This window comes from Streptomyces sp. SAJ15, from assembly GCF_007595705.1.
Lineage (GTDB): Bacteria > Actinomycetota > Actinomycetes > Streptomycetales > Streptomycetaceae > Streptomyces.
The window spans coordinates 18,872-36,826 of the sequence record NZ_NISY01000023.1 but is presented as its reverse complement, the minus strand read 5'-3'; the positions used below and the strand labels follow the sequence as shown (position 1 = coordinate 36,826).

Annotated in this window: 20 protein-coding genes; 15 read left to right on the top strand and 5 right to left on the bottom strand. The window is 73.2% G+C overall.

Going from position 1 to position 17,955, the window contains the following annotated elements; genetic code table 11:
• Positions 1-10: 10 nt before the first annotated feature.
• Positions 11-310: a type II toxin-antitoxin system Phd/YefM family antitoxin gene (locus CD790_RS32995; RefSeq protein WP_144387078.1), complete on the bottom strand. Its 300-nt coding sequence runs from the start codon at positions 308-310 to the stop codon at positions 11-13.
• Positions 311-398: 88 nt separating this feature from the next.
• Here CD790_RS32995 and CD790_RS32990 point away from each other — a divergent pair, with 88 nt between their 5' ends.
• The 5 genes from CD790_RS32990 (at position 399) to CD790_RS32970 (ending at position 4,179) form a co-directional block, all read left to right on the top strand.
• The gene (locus CD790_RS32990; RefSeq protein ID WP_144387077.1) at positions 399-1,040 is read left to right on the top strand and encodes an ATP-dependent Clp protease proteolytic subunit; all 642 of its coding nucleotides are present in this window, start codon (positions 399-401) and stop codon (positions 1,038-1,040) included.
• A gap of 4 nt (positions 1,041-1,044) precedes the next feature.
• Positions 1,045-1,341 carry a hypothetical protein gene (locus CD790_RS32985; protein WP_144387076.1) on the top strand — a complete coding sequence of 99 codons (297 nt, stop codon included), beginning with the start codon at positions 1,045-1,047 and terminating at the stop codon, positions 1,339-1,341.
• A 517-nt stretch (positions 1,342-1,858) separates the two neighbouring features.
• On the top strand, positions 1,859-2,332 hold the full coding sequence (locus CD790_RS32980) for a C40 family peptidase (RefSeq protein WP_144387075.1): 474 nt from the start codon (positions 1,859-1,861) through the stop codon (positions 2,330-2,332).
• Positions 2,333-2,421: 89 nt separating this feature from the next.
• Positions 2,422-2,820 carry a VOC family protein gene (locus tag CD790_RS32975; RefSeq protein WP_144387074.1) on the top strand — a complete coding sequence of 133 codons (399 nt, stop codon included), beginning with the start codon at positions 2,422-2,424 and terminating at the stop codon, positions 2,818-2,820.
• Positions 2,821-2,973: 153 nt separating this feature from the next.
• Positions 2,974-4,179 carry a hypothetical protein gene (locus CD790_RS32970; protein WP_144387073.1) on the top strand — a complete coding sequence of 402 codons (1,206 nt, stop codon included), beginning with the start codon at positions 2,974-2,976 and terminating at the stop codon, positions 4,177-4,179.
• Positions 4,180-4,332: 153 nt separating this feature from the next.
• Here CD790_RS32970 and CD790_RS32965 read toward each other — a convergent pair whose 3' ends face one another.
• Positions 4,333-4,761: an ATP-binding protein gene (locus CD790_RS32965; protein WP_144387072.1), complete on the bottom strand. Its 429-nt coding sequence runs from the start codon at positions 4,759-4,761 to the stop codon at positions 4,333-4,335.
• A gap of 296 nt (positions 4,762-5,057) precedes the next feature.
• Between CD790_RS32965 and CD790_RS32960 the strand changes: the two genes are divergently transcribed.
• Both CD790_RS32960 and CD790_RS32955 read left to right on the top strand, forming a co-directional pair.
• Positions 5,058-5,927 (top strand): helix-turn-helix transcriptional regulator, encoded by an 870-nt coding sequence (locus tag CD790_RS32960; RefSeq protein WP_144387071.1) that lies wholly within the window; start codon positions 5,058-5,060, stop codon positions 5,925-5,927.
• Positions 5,928-5,936: 9 nt separating this feature from the next.
• Positions 5,937-6,260 carry a DUF397 domain-containing protein gene (locus tag CD790_RS32955; protein ID WP_399218639.1) on the top strand — a complete coding sequence of 108 codons (324 nt, stop codon included), beginning with the start codon at positions 5,937-5,939 and terminating at the stop codon, positions 6,258-6,260.
• A gap of 4 nt (positions 6,261-6,264) precedes the next feature.
• Here CD790_RS32955 and CD790_RS32950 read toward each other — a convergent pair whose 3' ends face one another.
• Positions 6,265-7,443, bottom strand: coding sequence for an 8-amino-7-oxononanoate synthase (locus CD790_RS32950; protein ID WP_144387070.1), 1,179 nt, complete (start codon positions 7,441-7,443; stop codon positions 6,265-6,267).
• A gap of 175 nt (positions 7,444-7,618) precedes the next feature.
• Here CD790_RS32950 and bioB point away from each other — a divergent pair, with 175 nt between their 5' ends.
• The 4 genes from bioB to CD790_RS32930 all read left to right on the top strand — a co-directional run bounded on the left by bioB (position 7,619) and on the right by CD790_RS32930 (position 11,727).
• On the top strand, positions 7,619-8,848 hold the full coding sequence (gene bioB / locus CD790_RS32945) for a biotin synthase BioB (RefSeq protein WP_144387069.1): 1,230 nt from the start codon (positions 7,619-7,621) through the stop codon (positions 8,846-8,848).
• Positions 8,841-10,163, top strand: a complete 1,323-nt coding sequence (locus CD790_RS32940) for an adenosylmethionine--8-amino-7-oxononanoate transaminase (protein ID WP_144387068.1) — start codon at positions 8,841-8,843, stop codon at positions 10,161-10,163. The genes bioB and CD790_RS32940 overlap by 8 nt, the downstream gene beginning before the upstream one ends.
• Before the next feature lie 53 nt (positions 10,164-10,216).
• On the top strand, positions 10,217-10,930 hold the full coding sequence (gene bioD, locus CD790_RS32935; protein WP_144387067.1) for a dethiobiotin synthase: 714 nt from the start codon (positions 10,217-10,219) through the stop codon (positions 10,928-10,930).
• 122 nt (positions 10,931-11,052) lie between these two features.
• The gene (locus CD790_RS32930) at positions 11,053-11,727 is read left to right on the top strand and encodes a class I SAM-dependent methyltransferase (RefSeq protein WP_144387066.1); all 675 of its coding nucleotides are present in this window, start codon (positions 11,053-11,055) and stop codon (positions 11,725-11,727) included.
• Positions 11,728-11,987: 260 nt separating this feature from the next.
• Here the strand turns inward: CD790_RS32930 and CD790_RS32925 are convergent, their stop codons facing one another.
• Entirely contained in the window at positions 11,988-12,359 is a 372-nt protein-coding gene (locus CD790_RS32925; RefSeq protein WP_144387065.1) for a fic family toxin-antitoxin system, toxin component, read from the bottom strand.
• The gene (locus CD790_RS32920) at positions 12,356-12,583 is read right to left on the bottom strand and encodes a toxin-antitoxin system HicB family antitoxin (protein ID WP_144387064.1); all 228 of its coding nucleotides are present in this window, start codon (positions 12,581-12,583) and stop codon (positions 12,356-12,358) included. Before CD790_RS32920 ends, CD790_RS32925 begins: the two co-directional genes overlap by 4 nt.
• A gap of 207 nt (positions 12,584-12,790) precedes the next feature.
• Between CD790_RS32920 and CD790_RS32915 the strand changes: the two genes are divergently transcribed.
• The 4 genes from CD790_RS32915 to CD790_RS32900 all read left to right on the top strand — a co-directional run bounded on the left by CD790_RS32915 (position 12,791) and on the right by CD790_RS32900 (position 17,941).
• Positions 12,791-13,690, top strand: coding sequence for an ABC transporter ATP-binding protein (locus CD790_RS32915; RefSeq protein ID WP_260868076.1), 900 nt, complete (start codon positions 12,791-12,793; stop codon positions 13,688-13,690).
• Between the two features lie 8 nt (positions 13,691-13,698).
• The gene (locus CD790_RS32910) at positions 13,699-16,275 is read left to right on the top strand and encodes an FtsX-like permease family protein (protein ID WP_144387062.1); all 2,577 of its coding nucleotides are present in this window, start codon (positions 13,699-13,701) and stop codon (positions 16,273-16,275) included.
• Between the two features lie 187 nt (positions 16,276-16,462).
• A complete protein-coding gene (locus CD790_RS32905) occupies positions 16,463-17,371 on the top strand; it encodes an LLM class F420-dependent oxidoreductase (RefSeq protein WP_144387061.1) in 909 nt (302 codons plus the stop codon).
• A gap of 132 nt (positions 17,372-17,503) precedes the next feature.
• A complete protein-coding gene (locus CD790_RS32900; RefSeq protein WP_144387060.1) occupies positions 17,504-17,941 on the top strand; it encodes a GNAT family N-acetyltransferase in 438 nt (145 codons plus the stop codon).
• Positions 17,942-17,955 lie beyond the last annotated feature (14 nt).

Genomic DNA, 17,955 nt, shown 5'->3' with positions numbered 1-17,955 from the left:
GCCACCTCTCTCACCCTCCCCGGCCCGAACGCCCCTCGGCGTTCGGGCCGCGGTGTTCCGCGGCGATGCCGAAGCGCCGCCGTTCGCGGGGAGCGGACGCCGTCGGACGCACGGCCGAGACGGTGCTGATCACCTGCTCCTCCGCCTCAGCCGCCTCCCCTTCGAGTCGTTGCAGGTCAGCGGCGGAGACCAGGGCCACAAGGGGGCGCCCGTGGCGCGTCACCACCACCCGCTCACCGCCGTAGACGACGCGATTGATCAGTTCCGCGAGCTCTGCCCGGGCTTGCGTCACCGAAATCTCGTAGGCCATGCTCGCCATCATACCGGCCTGTACGTCCTGTACATTTTTTACAGACGGCCTCCCGGCCGCGGGGGCCCGTATGAGAGGTGCCGCAGCCATGGACCATCCCACCCCGACCACCCGCCACGTCCTGCCCGAGCTCACCGAGCGCACCGGCGCGGGCGTCCACACCCTGGACCCCTACTCCAAGCTCCTCTCGGAGCGCATCGTCTTCATCGGCACCCCCATCGACGACACCTGCGCCAACGACGTGATCGCGCAACTGATGCACCTGGAGTACGCCGCCCCCGACCGGGACATCTCGCTCTACATCAACTCCCCCGGCGGCTCGTTCAGCGCGATGACGGCGATCTACGACGCCATGCACTTCGTCTCCTGCGACATCGAGACGGCCTGCCTGGGCCAGGCCGCCTCGGCCGCCTCGGTACTGCTGGCCGCCGGCACGCCGGGCAAGCGGCTGATGCTGCCCCACGCGCGGATCCTCATCCACCAGCCGGCGCTCGCCGAGCCGGCGCGGGGCACGGCCTCGGACCTGGCCATCCAGGCGCGGGAGCTGCTGCGCACCCGGGAGACGCTGGAGGAGATGCTGGCGCGGCACACCGGGCAGGACCCGGCTCGGGTCCGGGCGGACCTCGAGCGCGACACGATCTTCGACGCGCCCGCGGCGGTGGCGTACGGCCTGGTGGACCAGATCACCGCCAGCCGTAAGCCCCCCACTCCTCCGACCCCGGGGCGGTGAGCCCGTGATCCCCGAGCTACCCCCGCTGCCCGCGCTGACCCGCGCGGAGGCGGACCTGATCGACCACTATCTGGGCGTGGTGGACCTGCTGGGCCGGATCAATCCGGCGCGCGGCGACCAGACCTACGCGGCGTTGCGCGCGGCGCAGGCCCTGGCCGCCAAGTCCGCGGCGCTGAGGGACGCGCTGACCCTGATGCACCAGCGCGGCGAAGACCGACTGCACGCGCACACCCTGGCGCGCGCCCTGCGGGTGCTGGACGGTGAACGGCGCACGGGTCGGGTGACCGTCCCCCCAAAGTGATCACTCTGCGACCGTCCCGCGCTCCGCCGCGCCGGGCGGCGACCTCCGGCCCCGTTGAGCCGTTCGGGGGACACCCGGCTACGCCGCCGCGGGGTGGGAAAGTTGCGCACCGTGCGTACTCGCGAGCCGGAAGATGACGCTCCGCCGCTGGTACGGGCATCCGCACGGTAAACCGGATCCCAACCAAGAGCCATGTGTCCACCCGAACGGCCCATACGTGATGAGACTCACATAACACCGTTTCGTCTCGGTATCGGCGGCGGTCGTGCGTGACGATCCCTGGGACGACAAGCCCCCGCCGCCGCGGCGGGGCGGTCCGGGCGGACGCCGAGTCCCGCCGCCGCACCGGGCGTCTGGTCGACACCGTGGATCGGCGGGAGTGGAGGACCCAGGCACATCGGGGCGGCCCGTCGTCAGGGCCCGCCCCTTGGGGTGAAGCCGCCGTGGCGGCCGGGCATCTTCGCCTGCCCGAACCCGACAGGACTCCCCTCACAGGCGGCTGACGAAGGGCTGCGCCATGAACGCGCGCAAACGTGTCCCCGCTCTCTTCTCCCGGGCCGGAACCGCCTCGGCACTCGCCATCGCCGCCGTCGGCGGCAGCGTGCTCGCACCCGGATTCACCGGTGAGGCCGAGGCGCTCGGCGCCTCCGCACGAGCGCTGGAGATCGCCGCCTCGAAGAAGGGTTCGCCGTACCAGTACGGGGCCGCCGGGCCATACCGGTTCGACTGCTCCGGACTGACCCACTACTCCTTCAGGAAGGTCGGCAAGCGGCTGCCGCGCACCGCGGCCGGGCAGTACAACCACACCCGCCATGTGCGCGCCGCCTCCCGGCAACCCGGCGACCTGGTCTTCTTCCACTCCGGCGGGCGCGTCTACCACGTGGGCATCTACGCGGGCACGGGCCGCGTCTGGCACTCCCCCAAGTCCGGCGAGGTGGTCCGCAAGGAGAGGATCTGGAGTCGTAGCGTCCTCTACGGGCGGGTGCGCTGACCGTCACCGTCACCCGTCGTATGGGCTACGGGGAGCGGGGTTACGTTGGCCGGTGAGACAACACCGGCCAACAGCCCTGAGGGACACCCATGTCGTATCAGAACCCGGTTCGCCACATCACCGTCGACGCCCACGATGCCTACGCCCAGGCGGTCTTCTGGTCCCAGCTCACCGGCTACGCGCTGGAGGACGGCGCGAGGCCCGGGGCCGAGACGGTGGCGATCGAGTCGCCGGAGCCAGCGGTCCCCGGCCTGCTGTTCATCGAGGTGCCGGAGGGCAAGACCGTCAAGAACCGCGTCCACCTCGACATCCGGCCGACCACGGGGACCCGCGACGCCGAGGTGGAGCGGCTGGTCGGACTCGGCGCGCGGGTCGTCGACGACCGACGCACCGGCGAGGGAAAGGGGTGGGTCGTGCTGACGGACCCCGAGGGCAACGAATTCTGTGTCGAGCGCGGCGTGTCCGAGCTCGGGCCGGACGAGTCCTGACCTCAGGCGAGCGGGCCCGCCGCCGACCGGCCCCGGGGAGCGGGCCCCGACCGCCGGGCCCGGGCGGCGGCGCGGGAGTTCGGCGATGGCCTGCCGTGGCCCGCCGTCGACGGCATCATGGTGTGCGACGGGACACAGCTGGGGGCCTCTTAGATGAGCGAACAGTTCCAGTCCGACCGGACCTACGACAATGTGTACTTCGTCTTCATCGACACCGCCGGATACTCCTCGATAGTGCTCGCCAACCCGCGGGACCAGGCGGCCCGCGCCTTCGACCTGCTGCGGGAGCGGGTGCGGTCGCGGATGGCCCAACTGGCCGCGCAGTACCGGTGCAGCCGCAGCGACCTGTGGTCGTGGCGGGGCGACGGCGGGTTCTTCGCGATCCATGACGAGAGCGAGAGCGTCGCGCGCGACGTGGCGCTGGAGACGGCGCGCACCCTGCTGACTCTGGATCTGCCGCATCTGCGGGACGAGTTCGCCCAGACCGGCGTCCGCGGTGAGCTGCATCTGCGGATGGCCGTGCACAAGGGCACCATCCAGCACACCGGGGAGGGGAAGACCGGGGCCATCCACTCCCCGGACATCAATCTGGCGGCGCATCTGGAGAAGGCGACCCCGCGCGACTGCCTGGCGGTCTCCGAGGACGTCTACCGCACGGCGGGGCCGTTCGCCGAGCTGTTCGAGGCGGTCGGCAGCCACGAGGGCAAGCTGGTCTATCTGCTGTCCGCCGACGGCAGCGCCGGTGGGGCCCGCAAGGCGTGGCTGGCCACCCGGGGACTCACCGACAGCACGGTGGTGCACGCCTATCCGGAGCGCCCCAGCTCCTGGGAGAAGGCCAGGCTGCTGGACGCGGCGACGACGGAGGTGCTCGACATGGGCACCGCGCTGCGCGCCTCGTCCAGCCGGCTGGTCACCACCGAGCGCCCGGCCCACTTCCGCGACGCCGTGCTGGGGTTCTTACGCCGGGGCGGCGTCTACCGCTGCTTCCTGCTGGACCCGGTCTCGGACACCGCGACCACGCTGGCACGCCAGCACCGGGAGGACATGACCCGCAAGATCAAGGACTCGTTGGAGCGGTTCGGCCGCTTCAAGGAGCGCTACGGCGCGGAGGCGGAGGGTCTGGAGGTCTACCAGACCGACGCCTTCCCCGGCTTCTCCGCGCTCACGGTCGACATGGACGACCGCAGCGGGCTGATCCTCTACTCCGCGTATCTGACGGGGACCAGCCCCTACGGGGTGATCGAGCGCGGCGACATGCCGCACTACCTGATCAGCCCGGCCGCCGGCCGGGTCTTCCACCGCATCCGCGAACTGGCGCAGGTACGCGGCACGGAGGGCAATGTGCAGCGGGTGCTGTGACCCGCGAGCCGCGGCGCGCGGGCCCGGGAGCCCCGGCGGGTGACGCGCGTGGCCGATGGGTGACGCGCGAGCCACGGCGCCCGGCCCCGCGAGGCCCGGCGGGTGACGCGCGCGGCCCGCTCCGCGGCCCGTGGCGCCCGGTGCTGAACGGTTTCAGCGCACCGCCGCGGTCCACGGCATCGCGATCCACACGGTCTTGCCGCCCTCCGGGGTCGGGGTGACGAAGAGACTGCCACCGGACTCCGCGGTGAGACATCGGATGATGACCATGCCCCGGCCGTTGTCCTGCTGGACGGTGGCCGGCAGTCGCCGGGGCCATCGTGGGTGGCTGTCGGTGACGCCGATGCGCAGCCGCTCGTCCCGGTCGAGACGGACGTCGACGGTGAAGACCGGCGACTGGCCCGAGGTGTGCTGGACGGCGTTGGTCGCGAGCTCGGAGACGATCAGCCGCACCGTTTCGGCGGCTTCCGCGCTCGCGGGCAGACCCCATTCGGTCAGCACGCTCGTCACGTATTTTCGGGCCTCGGCGACCGAGGCGGGGGAGCTCGGCAGAGTGACGGATGCTTCCTGGTGGTCAGCCATGGCGACCTGTCCCTTTCCCACCGGGGCCGGTCCACGGCACGTCGCACGTCCACGGGCGACGTCGGAAAAGCCGAGACCGGCCTCGGACGGCTCTATGCGCCAGAGTGCCACCGATGCCGCCGTGTCGTAGGCGATCCACCAAGATATGCATATATCTGTCGCTCGAAGCGGTGAACTCTTCGACGGAAGAGCGTATTTACCCGCCACACTGGCCCATCGGCTTCGACGCGGTCCCGGTGGGGTGGCGGCGAGGCCGTCGGAGGTCGGGAGCGGACGGTCGAGTCGGAGGGAGTCGCATGCGATACGGTCCCGCGGTGCGCCGGAGGAAGCTCGGCGCCGAGCTTCGCCGACTGCGCGATCTGGCCGGACTGACGAGCGGTGAGGCCGCGCACCGGGTGGGGTGGCACCAGTCGAAGATCAGCCGCCTGGAAACCGGGCACAGCGGGGCGAAGTCGGCCGATGTGGTGCGGCTGCTGGATGTCTACGGGGTTGCCGACCCCGAGCTGCGGGCACTGCTGGAGGCGCTGTGCGGCGGGGGCGCCGAGGACCCGGAGGGCTCACGACGGGGCTGGTGGTACGCGTACCGGGACCTGCTGCCGCCCGCGTACCGGGACTTCATCAGCCTGGAGGCGGAGGCGGCACGGGCCCGCTCCCTGGAGACGACGGTGGTGCCGGGGCTGTTGCAGACCGCGGGCTATGCGCGGGCCGTCACCCGCGCGGCGCTCCCGGAGCTGCCCGCCTCCCAGGTGGATGCGCTGGTGGAGGTGCGGATCGCGCGCCAGTCGGTGCTGCGCGGCGCCCGACCGCTACGGCTGCACGTGGTGCTGGACGAGGCGGTGCTGCGGCGCGTGGTGGGCGACAGGGAGGTGATGGCGGGGCAGTTGCAACACCTTCTGACGATGGGAGAGCTGGGGCAGGTGCGCCTTCAGGTGCTGCCGTTCTCCCGGGGAATGCCGATCGGCATCACCGGTCCTTTCATCATCTTCTCTTTTCCGCGTATTTCTGACCTAGACGTGGTTGTTCTCGACCATTTGACGAGTAGCCTCTACCTGGAGCGGAAAGAAGACCTCCGGATGTACGCCAGCGCATTCGAGACGCTGCGCGCGAACGCCCTGTCTCAAGAGGACTCGTTGCATTTCATCGCCGCCATCGGCGAAGGAGCGTGAGGGGACACCATGACCACCCTGTCCCGGTCCATTACTTCCGGTCCGCCGATCATCAGCCGGGCGCCCATGAGTTCGGCGGCACGTTGTTCGACCCTTGAATGTCCCATCGTGAATCACCGGCCCGAAAGTCCGGTCCCGGGCGCCGCGCAATGGCGGCGCAGCAGTTACAGCGTCGGAATGAACAACTGCGTCGAGACGGCCGTCACCGTCGCCGGTCGGCTCGCCGTTCGGGATTCCAAGCGCGCCGCGGGTCCCGTGCTCGAATTCTCGCCATCCGCCTGGTCCGCCTTCCTCACCGGACTGAACAGGCCGGCGGGCCCCGCGGCGCGCTGAGCCCTCAGCCGGCCGGCGCGTGGGCCACGACCACCGCGACGGCCTCCGCCACCTGCGCGTCCGTCAGGTCCGCACGCGCCGTCAGCCGCAGCCGGGAGATGCCGTCCGGCACCGACGGCGGGCGGAAACACCCGACCACCAGCCCCGCCGTCCGGCAGTCGGCCGCCCAGCGCACCGCCTGCTCCGGACCCGGCGCACGGACCGAGACCACCGAGGCGTCCGGTCTGACCGCGGCGAGACCCGCCTCGGTCAGGCCCCGGTGCAGCGCCGCCGCCACCGCGCGGGCGCGGGCCGCGCGCTCCGGCTCGCGGCGGAGCAGCCGCAGGCTCGCCAGGGCCGCCCCGGCGGCCGCCGGGTTGAGCCCGGTGTCGAAGATGAACGTACGGGCGGCGTTGACCAGGTGCTCGATGACCCGCGCCGGCCCGAGGACCGCACCGCCCTGACTGCCCAGCGACTTGGACAGGGTGACGGTGGCGACCACATCCGGCGCGCCGGCCAGTCCGGCCGCGCACAGGGCGCCGCGCCCGCCCTCACCCAGCACGCCGAGGCCGTGCGCGTCGTCCACCAGCAGCGCCGCTCCCCCGACCCGGCAGGCGTCGGCGAGCGCGGCCAGCGGGGCGGCGTCGCCGTCGACGGAGAACACCGAGTCGGTGACGACCAGCGCCGTGCCGTCGTGTCCGGCCAGCACCTTGCCGACGGCCTCGGGGTCGGCGTGCGGGGCGACCTCGGTGCGGGCGCGGGCGAGCCGGCAGCCGTCGATGAGCGAGGCGTGGTTGCCCGCGTCGGAGACGATGAGCGCGCCGGGCCCGTCGGGGGCGGACACCGCGGGCCCGCTCAGCGCCGTGACCGCGGCCAGGTTGGCGGCGTAGCCGGAGGACAGCACCAGCGCCGCCTCGAAGCCGCAGAAGTCGGCGAGTTCCGCCTCCAGCTCCGCGTGCAGCTCGGTGGAGCCGGTGACCAGCCGGGAGCCGGTCGCTCCGGCGCCCCAGCGGCCGGCCGCCGCCCCGGCGGCCGCGGTGACCTCCGGATGGCGGGCGAGCCCGAGGTAGTCGTTGCTCGCCAGGTCCAGCAGCGGGGAGTCGGCCGGGCGGGGGCGCACCGCCCGGACCAGCCCCGCGCGGTGGCGGCGCTCTCGCTCCGCGTCGAGCCAGCCGAACGGGTCCGGGTGAGGGTGCTGGGGCATCGGCCGTCCTTCGCCTTCCGTGCGCCGCGGGCCAGGGGCCGCTGTTGTATGCAGTCCATAGAACGTAGCGGTGACGGCGCGTGGGCAGGGTGTGGCAATACACACACCTCGAACGGACCGAGTTGTGCGATGTCTACCTTGGCCGTAGGCGGTGCCGTAGGACAGGATCATCGCCATGGACCTGCTGAACACCCTGGTGGACAAGGGACTGCGGCGCGAGTCGCCGACCCGCGAAGAGGCACTCGCCGTGCTGGCGACGTCCGACGACGACCTGCTCGACGTGGTGGCGGCGGCCGGCAAGGTGCGCCGCGCCTGGTTCGGACGTCGGGTGAAGCTCAACTATCTGGTGAACCTCAAGTCCGGGCTGTGCCCCGAGGACTGCTCGTACTGCTCCCAGCGGCTCGGCTCCAAGGCCGAGATCCTCAAGTACACCTGGCTCAAGGCCGACGAGGCTGCGGCCGCGGCGAAGGCGGGGGTCGCCGGGGGCGCCAAGCGGGTGTGCCTGGTGGCGAGCGGACGCGGCCCGACCGACCGGGACGTGGAGCGGGTCTCGAAGACCATCGCCGCCATCAAGGAGGAGAACGAGGAGATCGAGGTCTGCGCCTGCCTCGGACTGCTGTCCGAGGGGCAGGCGGAGCGGCTGCGCGACGCGGGCGCGGACGCGTACAACCACAACCTCAACACCTCAGAGGCGACATACGGGGACATCACCACCACCCACACCTACGCGGACCGCGTCTCCACGGTGCGGCAGGCCCAGGCCGCGGGCATGTCGGCCTGCTCCGGACTGATCGCGGGCATGGGCGAGACGGACGAGGACCTGGTCGACGTGGTCTTCTCGCTGCGCGAGCTGGACCCGGACTCGGTGCCGGTGAACTTCCTCATCCCGTTCGAGGGCACCCCGCTGGCCAAGGAGTGGAACCTCACCCCGCAGCGCTGCCTGCGCATCCTGGCCATGGTGCGGTTCGTCTGCCCGGACGTGGAGGTGCGGCTGGCCGGCGGGCGCGAGGTCCATCTGCGGTCGATGCAGCCGCTGGCGCTCCACCTGGCCAACTCGATCTTCCTCGGCGACTACCTCACCAGCGAGGGCCAGGCCGGCAAGGACGACCTGGCGATGATCGCTGACGCCGGCTTCGAGGTGGAGGGCGCCGACACCACCACGCTGCCCGCGCACCGCGCCGACGCGCTCGCGGCCGCCGCGGGCGGCTGCGGCTCGCACGCCGGAGGCGGCTGCGGGAGCCACGAGTCGAGCGGCCGCGGCGGGCACGAGGAGACCGGCGGCTGTGGGCCGTGCGGCGGCGGTGCGGACGTGGCACCGTCCCAGGCCGACCCGGGTCGGGCCCGTACGGACCTGGTCGCCGTCCGTCGCCGCGGCGCCGGCACGGACGTGGCGCCCAATGCCTGAGCCGCTCACCACCAGCGAACTGCTCGCCCTGGACCGGCAGCACGTCTGGCACCCCTACGGCCCGATGCCGGGACGTCAGGACCCGCTGGTCGTGGAGTCCGCGGCCGGCGTCCGGCTGCGGCTCGCCGAACCGGTGGAGGGCCACCACGAGCTCGTCGACGGGATGTCCTCGTGGTGGTCGGCCCTGCACGGCTACAACCACCCGGTGCTCAACGAGGCGGCGCACGGCCAGTTGGACAGGATGAGCCATGTGATGTTCGGCGGGCTCACCCATGAGCCCGCCGTCCGGCTCGCCACCCGACTGGTGGAGATCACCCCCGAGCCGCTGCGGCACGTCTTCCTGTCCGACTCCGGCTCGGTGTCGGTGGAGGTCGGGTTGAAGATGTGCCTCCAGTACTGGCGATCGCTGGGCCGACCGGGCAAGCAGCGCATGCTGACCTGGCGCGCCGGCTACCACGGCGACACCTGGCAGCCGATGGCGCTGTGCGACCCGGACGGCGGCATGCACGACCTGTGGTCCGGGGCGCTGCCCCGGCACATCTTCGCGGACGCGCCGCCGACCGGCTTCGACGCCGAACCCGACCCGGCGTACGTGGCGCACCTGCGGGAACTGATAGCCCGACACGCCGACGAGCTGGCCGCGGTGATCGTGGAGCCGGTGGTGCAGAACGCCGGCGGCATGCGCTTCCACTCCCCCGGCTATCTGCGGGCGCTGCGGGCGGCGTGCGACGAGCACGACGTGCTGCTGGTGTTCGACGAGATCGCCACCGGCTTCGGGCGCACCGGCGCGCTCTTCGCCGCGGACCACGCCGGGGTCTCCCCCGACGTGATGTGCCTGGGCAAGGCGCTCACCGGCGGGTATCTGACCATGGCGGCCACGCTGTGCACCGAGCGGGTGGCGGAGGGGATCTCGCGGGGCGAGGTGCCCGTGCTGGCCCACGGGCCGACCTTCATGGGCAACCCGCTGGCCGCCGCGGTGGCCAACGCCTCCCTCGACCTGCTGCTGTCCCAGGACTGGGCGGGCGAGGTCAAGCGCATCGAGGCCGGGCTGCGGGAGGGGCTGGCCCCGGCGCTGGAGCTGCCCGGGGTCCGGGACGTACGGGTGTTGGGCGCCATCGGCGTGGTGCAGCTGGACCGGCCCCTCGACACGGCGGCCATGGCGGCGGCGTCGCGAGCGGCGTTCCGCGAGGGCGTGTGGCTGCGGCCGTTCCGCGATCTGCTCTACACGATGCCGCCGTTCGTGACCGACGACGAGGATCTGGCGCGGATCTGCACGGCGGTACGCGCGGCGGCCGCCGCGGCCGCGGCGGCCTGACGACGCACCGCGGTCGGCGGACGAAAGCCACGGAAGAGAAGGCGAAGAGCGACATGTCGATACTGGTCGTCACCGGGACGAACACCGAGGTCGGCAAGACCGTGGTGACCGCGGCGCTGGCCGCGGCGGCGCTGGCGCGGGGCCGCTCGGTGGCCGTGCTCAAGCCCGCTCAGACCGGGGTCGCCGAGGGCGAGCCGGGCGACGTGGCCGAGGTGGCGCGGCTTGCCGGGCCGGTCACCGGCCGGGAGCTGGCCCGGTTCCCGGAGCCGCTGGCCCCGAACACGGCGGCCCGGCGGGCCGGGCTGACCCCGGTGCGGCCCCGCGAGGTGGAGCGCGCGGCGCGGGAGCTCGCCGCCGACCACGATCTGGTGCTGGTCGAGGGCGCGGGCGGGCTGCTGGTGCGGATGGACGATGCCGGCGCCACTCTCGCGGACGTGGCCGGGCTGCTGGACGCGCCGGTGCTGGTCGTCGCCCAGGCGGGCCTGGGCACGCTCAACATCGCCGAGCTGACGGCGGAGGCGCTCAGGTCGCGCGGGCTCACCTGCCGCGGCCTGGTCGTCGGCAGCTGGCCGGACTCCCCCGGCCTGGCCGACCGCTGCAACCTCGCCGACTTCCCCGAGGTCACCGGCGCCCCGCTGCTGGGCGCGGTCCCCGAGGGCGCCGGGACGCTGTCGCCCGCCGAGTTCCGCGCCGCCGCGAGCGGTTGGCTGGCCCCGGAGCTGGCCGGCACCTGGGACGCGGCACGGTTCGCGGCCGACCATCGCTGAGCCGGACCCGGGGCGGCGGCACGGCACGCCCTGTGGGCGGACGGGGTCGAGCCGCCAGGGCTCAACCACCCGCCACGGGGGCACAATCGCGGTAACCGCAGCCGTCGGGAAGGGGTACCTCGATGCCCGTGCTCAGCCGCAAACCCCCGCGTGACGCCGTCCACCACCCGCTCTTCGCCCGCTGCTACGCGAGAGTCGGCGCGCTCGCGGACCAGCGCGCCGGGGTGGCCGAGGTGCGGCGGGAGCTGCTGGCCGGGCTGTCCGGGCGGGTGATCGAGATCGGCGCCGGCTCCGGGCTGAACTTCCCGCACTACCCCGGCACGGTCTCCGAGGTGGTCGCCATCGAGCCCGAGCGGCATCTGCGTCACCTGGCCGTCCAGGCCGGAGTGCGGGCCCAGGTGCCGGTGGACGTGGTGCCGGGCACGGCGGAGGCGCTGCCGGTCAAGAGCGAGGCGTTCGACGCCGCCGTCGTCTCACTGGTGCTGTGCTCCGTTCGGGACCCCGGGCGCGCCCTCGCCGAGCTGCTGCGGGTGCTGCGTCCCGGCGGCGAGCTGCGCTTCTTCGAACACGGACGGGCGGAAGGCCGGGCGCTGGCGCTGACCCAGCGCGCCCTGGACCGTACGGTCTGGCCGCTGCTGTTCGGCGGCTGCCACACGGCGCGGGAGCCGCTGACGCTCATCGAGGCGGCCGGCTTCGAGGTGACCGGCCATCGACGGCTGCGGGTCCCGCCGGGCCGGTTGACGCTGCCCTCGTCCCCGTGCGTGCTCGGGGTGGCACATCGGTCCGGATGCCCCTAGCGGTCGGGACGACCACGACGGCCCGGAGATCAGATCGCTCCCGGCGACCACCTCGCTCCGGACCACCACGACGGCCCGGCCGGGCGACGCGCCGCGGAGGAGGGCGCCGCCTGAGCGGATCTGGTGAACACGGCTGCGGTTCGGCAGCGCCCTGAAGGGGCGCGGGGCCGTGACGTGTGCGGCTCCGCCGCGCGGGCGCGACCAGCCACAACGGGCCCGCAGGCGAACGACGGCCCGTTACGACACTTCTCGCAGAGCGCTCAGCGGCTCCAGGAGCGCAGTTCGGCCGCGATCAGCCGCACGTCGACCGCGCCGTCCCGGACCAGCCGGGCGAGGTCGCGGACGCGTTCGGGGGTGGCGGTGACCCTCACGCCGCTGGCGACGAGGTAGCCGTAGGCGACGGCGCAGGCGAAGAGCGCGTTGGACCGCTCCAGGGCGGGGACCAGCAGCAGGAGTTGCAGCAGTGCGGCGGCGCGGGTCTGGGGGTCGCCGTAGATGGGCGTGCCGAAGATCTCCGCCTCGTGCCGACTCACGGCGGCGACGAGGGCGCCGTAGTCGGTGACCGCGGGGTCGCCGGGGGTGTGGCGCTCCGCGATCATGAGTAGCCAGGCGAGGTCGATCCGCAGGTTCAAGGGCGGTCGTCGCCCTGCCGCCCGAACTCCTCCGCGAACACCGTGCGGTACTGCTCCATAAAGTCGGCGGCGGCCTCCACGAAGGTCTGTCCCGCCTCGCCGGCGTCCTTGCGGACCAGCTCTTCGATGTAGCGGTTCATGCTCACGCCGCGCTGGAGCGCGCGCTCCCGCGCGGCCTCCGCGGTGGCCTCGTCCACCCGGACGTTCAGCTGTGTCTTCGCCATGCCTCGAAGCTAGCGCCGAAGCGCTAGCACCGGCAAGAGCCGGCCGGCGGCGGCGGTTCACCCGTATGCCCTCGGTGGGCGTCGCCCGTGGAGGCGCGCCGGCTCCGCGCGGGCGCCGTCGTCGATGGGCGGTGCACAACGGTGGCCGGTCGGGCGTACCCGCGCCTAGTCTCGGCACATACACGCTCATCGACACGGGGAGGCGTGGTGTCCACAGCGGAGGAGGGCAGGGCGCGTCGGTCGGGCACCGCCGCCCGCGCCACGGCCCTGACCAAGGCGTACGGCAGCGGTGAGACGGCCGTGGTGGCGCTGGACGCGGTGGACGTGGAGATCGCGCGGGGCCGGTTCACCGCGGTGATGGGCCCGTCCGGCTCGGGCAAGTCCACGCTGATGCACTGCCTGGCGGGGCTGGACACGGTCTCCTCGGGCCGGGTCTGGCTGGGCGACACCGAGATCACCGGGCTGAACGACCGGGAGCTGACGCGGCTGCGCCGGGACCGGGTGGGCTTCGTCTTCCAGGCGTTCAACCTGCTGCCCACCCTCACCGCGGCCGAGAACATCACGCTGCCGATGGACATCGCGGGCCGCAGGCCCGATCCACGCTGGCTGGACAAGGTCATCGACACCCTCGGGCTGCGGGACCGGCTGGGGCACCGGCCCAGCCAGCTCTCCGGCGGCCAGCAGCAGCGCGTCGCCTGTGCCCGCGCGCTCGCCTCCCGCCCCGAGCTGATCTTCGCGGACGAGCCCACCGGGAACCTCGACTCGCGCTCCGGCCTCGATGTGCTGCGCTTCCTACGGGAGGCGGTGGACGAGCTGGGCCAGACCGTGGTCATGGTGACCCACGACCCGAGCGCCGCGGCCCACGCGGACCTGGTGCTCTTCCTCGGTGACGGCCGCATCGTGGACCAGATGCCGAACCCGACGGCCGAGGCCGTGCTGGAGCGCCTGCGGCTGTTCACCGGCCGCTACGCGCCGGCGGACGGCACCCCGAGCGGCCCGGCGCCCGGCACCGGCCCCGGGCCGTACGACGCCGACCCCGGCGCGTCCACCGGCGACGCCCGCCGCGGCGCGTTCGACCCCGACCTCGACCCTGACGGCAGAGGCTGAGCGCGGCCATGCTCCGGGCCACGCTGCGCGGCTTCATCGCCCACAAGGGCCGGCTGCTGCTGTCGGCGCTGGCGGTGCTGCTGTCGGTGGCCTTCGTCGCCGGAAGTCTGATCTTCTCCGACACCGTCAACCGCACCTTCGACCGACTGTTCGCCTCGACCTCCTCGGACGTGTCGATCGAGCCGAGGTCGGAGTTCGCGGAGAACGAGGGCTACGGCACCGGTCGGATCGCCACCCTCCCGGCCTCGCTGGTGGACCGCGTGGCGAAGGTGGACGGCGTCGCCACGGCCCATATCGATGTGACCGCCGAGCGGATCACCGTCGTCGACCGTCGCAACCGGGAGATCGGCGCCCATGCCAACGCGCCCACCCTCGCCAGCGACTGGTACCCCACCGACCGCAGCCCGGTGCGGCTGACCGAGGGGCACGCCCCGCGCGGCGACGGGCAGGCGCTGATCGACGCGGACACCGCCGAGCGCACCGGGCTGGGGATCGGCGACCGGCTGCGGGTCCTCGCCGGCCCCGGGGCCTTTCCGGTGCGGATCGTGGGCATCGCCACCTTCACCGGCACCAACCCCGGCGCGGCGCTGGTCTTCCTTGACCCGCAGACGGCGCAGCGCAGGCTGCTGGGCAGCGCGGACGCCGCCACCTCCATCGAGACCCAGGCGGCCCCCGGCGTCTCGGACGCCGAGCTCAAGCGGAGGATCGCCGAGGCCCTCGGCGACGGGGACCGATACGACCTGCGGACCGGCGCGGAGCAGGCGCAGTCCGACGCGGAGCGGTTCGGCCGGTTCCTGGACATCGTCAAGTACGTGATGCTGGGCTTCGCCGGGGTGGCCGTGCTGGTGGGCACCTTCCTGATCGTCAACACCTTCTCGATGCTGATCGCGCAGCGCACCAGGGAGCTGGGCCTGCTGCGGGCGCTGGGCGCCGAACGCCGCCAGGTGCGCCGGTCGGTGCTGATCGAGGCGCTGCTGCTCGGGGTGGTCGGCGCCACGCTGGGGCTCGCGGCCGGGATCGGGCTGGCGATCGCGCTGATCCGGCTGCTGGGGCTGCTGGGGATGAACCTGGACGCGGCGGACCCGGCGATCCGCTGGAGCACCCCGGTGATCGCGTACGCGGTGGGTCTCGGGGTGACCTTCGTGGCCGCGTATCTGCCGTCGCGGCGCGCCGCGCGGGTCTCGCCGATGGCGGCGCTGGCCGATGTGGAGGTCGCGGGGGTGGGCCGGCCGCTGCGCGTCCGCGCGGTGGCCGGGCTGCTGGCCGGGGTGGCGGGCGGGGCGGCGCTGGGAGCGTGCATGGCCAGCGGGCGGACCCAGAGCGCGGCCGCGCTGCTGGGCGCCGGCGTGGCGCTGACCCTGGTCGCGATGGTGATCGCCGGCCCGCTGCTGGTCCGGCCGCTGGTGCGGGTGCTGGGCGGCGTCTTCCCGCGGCTGTACGGCCCGGTGGGGCGGCTGAGCCAGCGCAACGCGCTGCGCAATCCGCGACGCACCGGCGCGACGGCCGCCGCGCTGATGGTGGGGTTGGCGCTGGTCACCGGAATGGCGGTGGCGGGCACCTCGATGAATCGTTCCTTCGACCAGCAGATCGACAAGACGCTGGGGGCCGACCTGGTGGCGCAGAGCACCACCTTCGGCCCGTTCCCGCGGGAGGTCACCGACCGGGTGCGCGCCACGCCGGGCATCGGCACGTTCGTGCGCCAGCGCTATGTCCCGCTCAAGCTCGCACTGCCGGACGGGAAGAGCGTCACCACCACCGGCGTCGCCTTCGACCGGGGGTTCGACGAGGTGGTCTCGCTCGACTACGCCGCGGGGAACACCGCGTCGGCCATGGGGCCCGGCCGGATCGGCATGGAACGCAAGTTCGCGCGGGACCACGGGATCGAGGTGGGCGACCGGATCCGGGTCGCGTTCAGCGACCGCCGGACCGTCACGCTCACGGTCGGCGCGCTGGCCGCGTCGGAGTCGGGCAACGGCTTCGGGGCCGAGGGCGGCATCGTGATGGGCCTGGCCACGGCCGCGAAGTACCTGCCCGGCAGCCAGGACTCGGGGCTGTACGTCAACGCCGCCCCCGGGACCGACGTCGAGCGGCTGCGGCACGACCTGGAGCGGAGGCTGGAGCCCTTCCCCCAGATGAAGGTCCGCAACCAGGCGGATTACAAGGAGCTGATCCACGATCAGATCGCGGTGTTGCTCTACCTCGTCTACGCGCTGCTCGGCCTGGCGATCATCATCGCGGTGCTGGGTGTGGTCAACACGCTCGCCCTCTCGGTGATCGAGCGCACCCGGGAGATCGGGCTGCTCCGCGCGATCGGGCTGTCCCGGCTCCAGACGCGCCGGATGATCCGGCTGGAGTCGGTGATCATCGCGGTCTTCGGCGCGGTGCTGGGGTTGGGCCTCGGACTGGCCTGGGGCGTGGTGATGCAGCACGTGCTGGCCCTGGAGGGCATGAAAGCCCTGGCCATCCCCTGGCCGACGGTGGTCGCCGTGCTCATCGGTTCGATCGTCATCGGCCTGGTCGCGGCGCTGCTCCCGGCGCTGCGCGCATCCCGTATGAACATGCTCTCCGCCATCGCCCACGAGTGACGGATCACACCTCCGGCGGAGCGGGACGGCCGGGGGACTCCGGGTACGGAATCCGGGTACGGAATCCGACGCGGGCCTCGCGTACGACTCGAACGGCTGGTGATTGGCCGGTTTGACGCGGAAACCGGAGTCCAACTCCGCTACGTTCGCGAGAGCGATGACCATGGCCCGGACCCAAGGAGGACGCATGTTACGGCCGTTCCGCTTCGGAGTCGTCATGATCAGCCCGGCGCCGCGCGCGGCCTGGCGCGAGAAGTGCCGCCGGGCCGAGCGGCTCGGGTACGACGTGCTGCTGGTCCCCGACCACCTGGGCATGCCCGCGCCGTTCCCCGCCCTGGTCGCCGCGGGCGAGGCGACCGAACGACCCCGGCTGGGCACCTTCGTCCTCAACGCGGGGTTCTGGAACCCGGCGCTGCTGGCCCGCGAGGTCGCCGACACGGACGCGCTCACCGACGGGCGGCTGGAGCTCGGACTGGGCACCGGGTACGTCAAGGCCGAGCACGACACCGCCGGACTGCCCTTCGGCTCCCCGCGCGAGCGCGTGGACCACCTGGAGCACGTCGTCACCGAGGTGGACCGGCTGCTGCGCGACCCCGAACACCGGCCGCGCCCCGCCCAGACCCCGCGCCCGCCGCTGGCCCTCGGCGGCAACGGCGACCGGCTGCTGCGGCTGGCCGCGCGCCACGCCGACGTCGTCGCCTTCACCGGAGCCGAGCAGGCGCCCGGCGAGCCCGCCGGCACCCTCCGCCTGGCCGGCCCGCACACCCTCCAGGCGCGCGTGGCGGCCTACCACCGCTTCGCCTCCGAGGTCGGCCGCACCACGCCGGCCGAACTGAACTACCTGGTGCAGATGGTCGAGATCACCGACGACCGCCGCGCCGCAGTGCGCTCATACGCCCCGCCCGGACCGACGCTCGTGCCCGTGCTCACCGAGGACGAGCTGCTGGACCACCCCGCGGTGCTGGTCGGCAGCGTCAAGGAGATGGCCGAGCAGCTGCGCGCCCACCGCGAGCGGTACGGCTTCTCGTACTTCGTGGTACTGGACCCCTTCATGGAGCCCTTCGCCGAGGTGATCGAGGAGCTGCGCGGGGAGTGAACCGGGGGGACGGCGCCGGCCCGACGGGACGCGGCCTGGGCGCGCCCCGGGCCGCCGGGCGGGCGCGAGGCCTCCCGTCGAGGCCCGGTTATCCCGTCGACCGCGCGGCGTGCGCGGTGGTGGGATGACACCGTGAACGAACTACGGATACGGGCGGCGGTGCGGGCGGACCTCGACGACGTCCTCGCCTTCTGGAAGCGGGCAGCCGAGGGCAGGAGCATCAGCGACGACCGGGACGGGGTCGCCCGGCTGCTGGCCCGCGACCCCGGCTCGCTGCTGCTGGCGCTGCGCGGCGAGGAACTGGCCGGGACGGTCATCGCCGGTTTCGACGGCTGGCGCTGCCATCTCTACCGGCTCGCCGTCTCCCCCGACCACCGGCGGCGGGGAGTGGCCTCCGCGCTGCTCCGGGCGGCCGAGGAGCGCTTCGTCGCGCTGGGCGGGCGGCGCGGGGACGCGATGGTGCTGGACCGCAACGAGACGGCGCGGCACGCCTGGCGCGCGGCGGGGTACGAGCCGGAGCCGCAGTGGAGCCGCTGGGTCAAGCCCCTGCCGACCCGACCGGAGGTGTGATCACTCTCCGACGG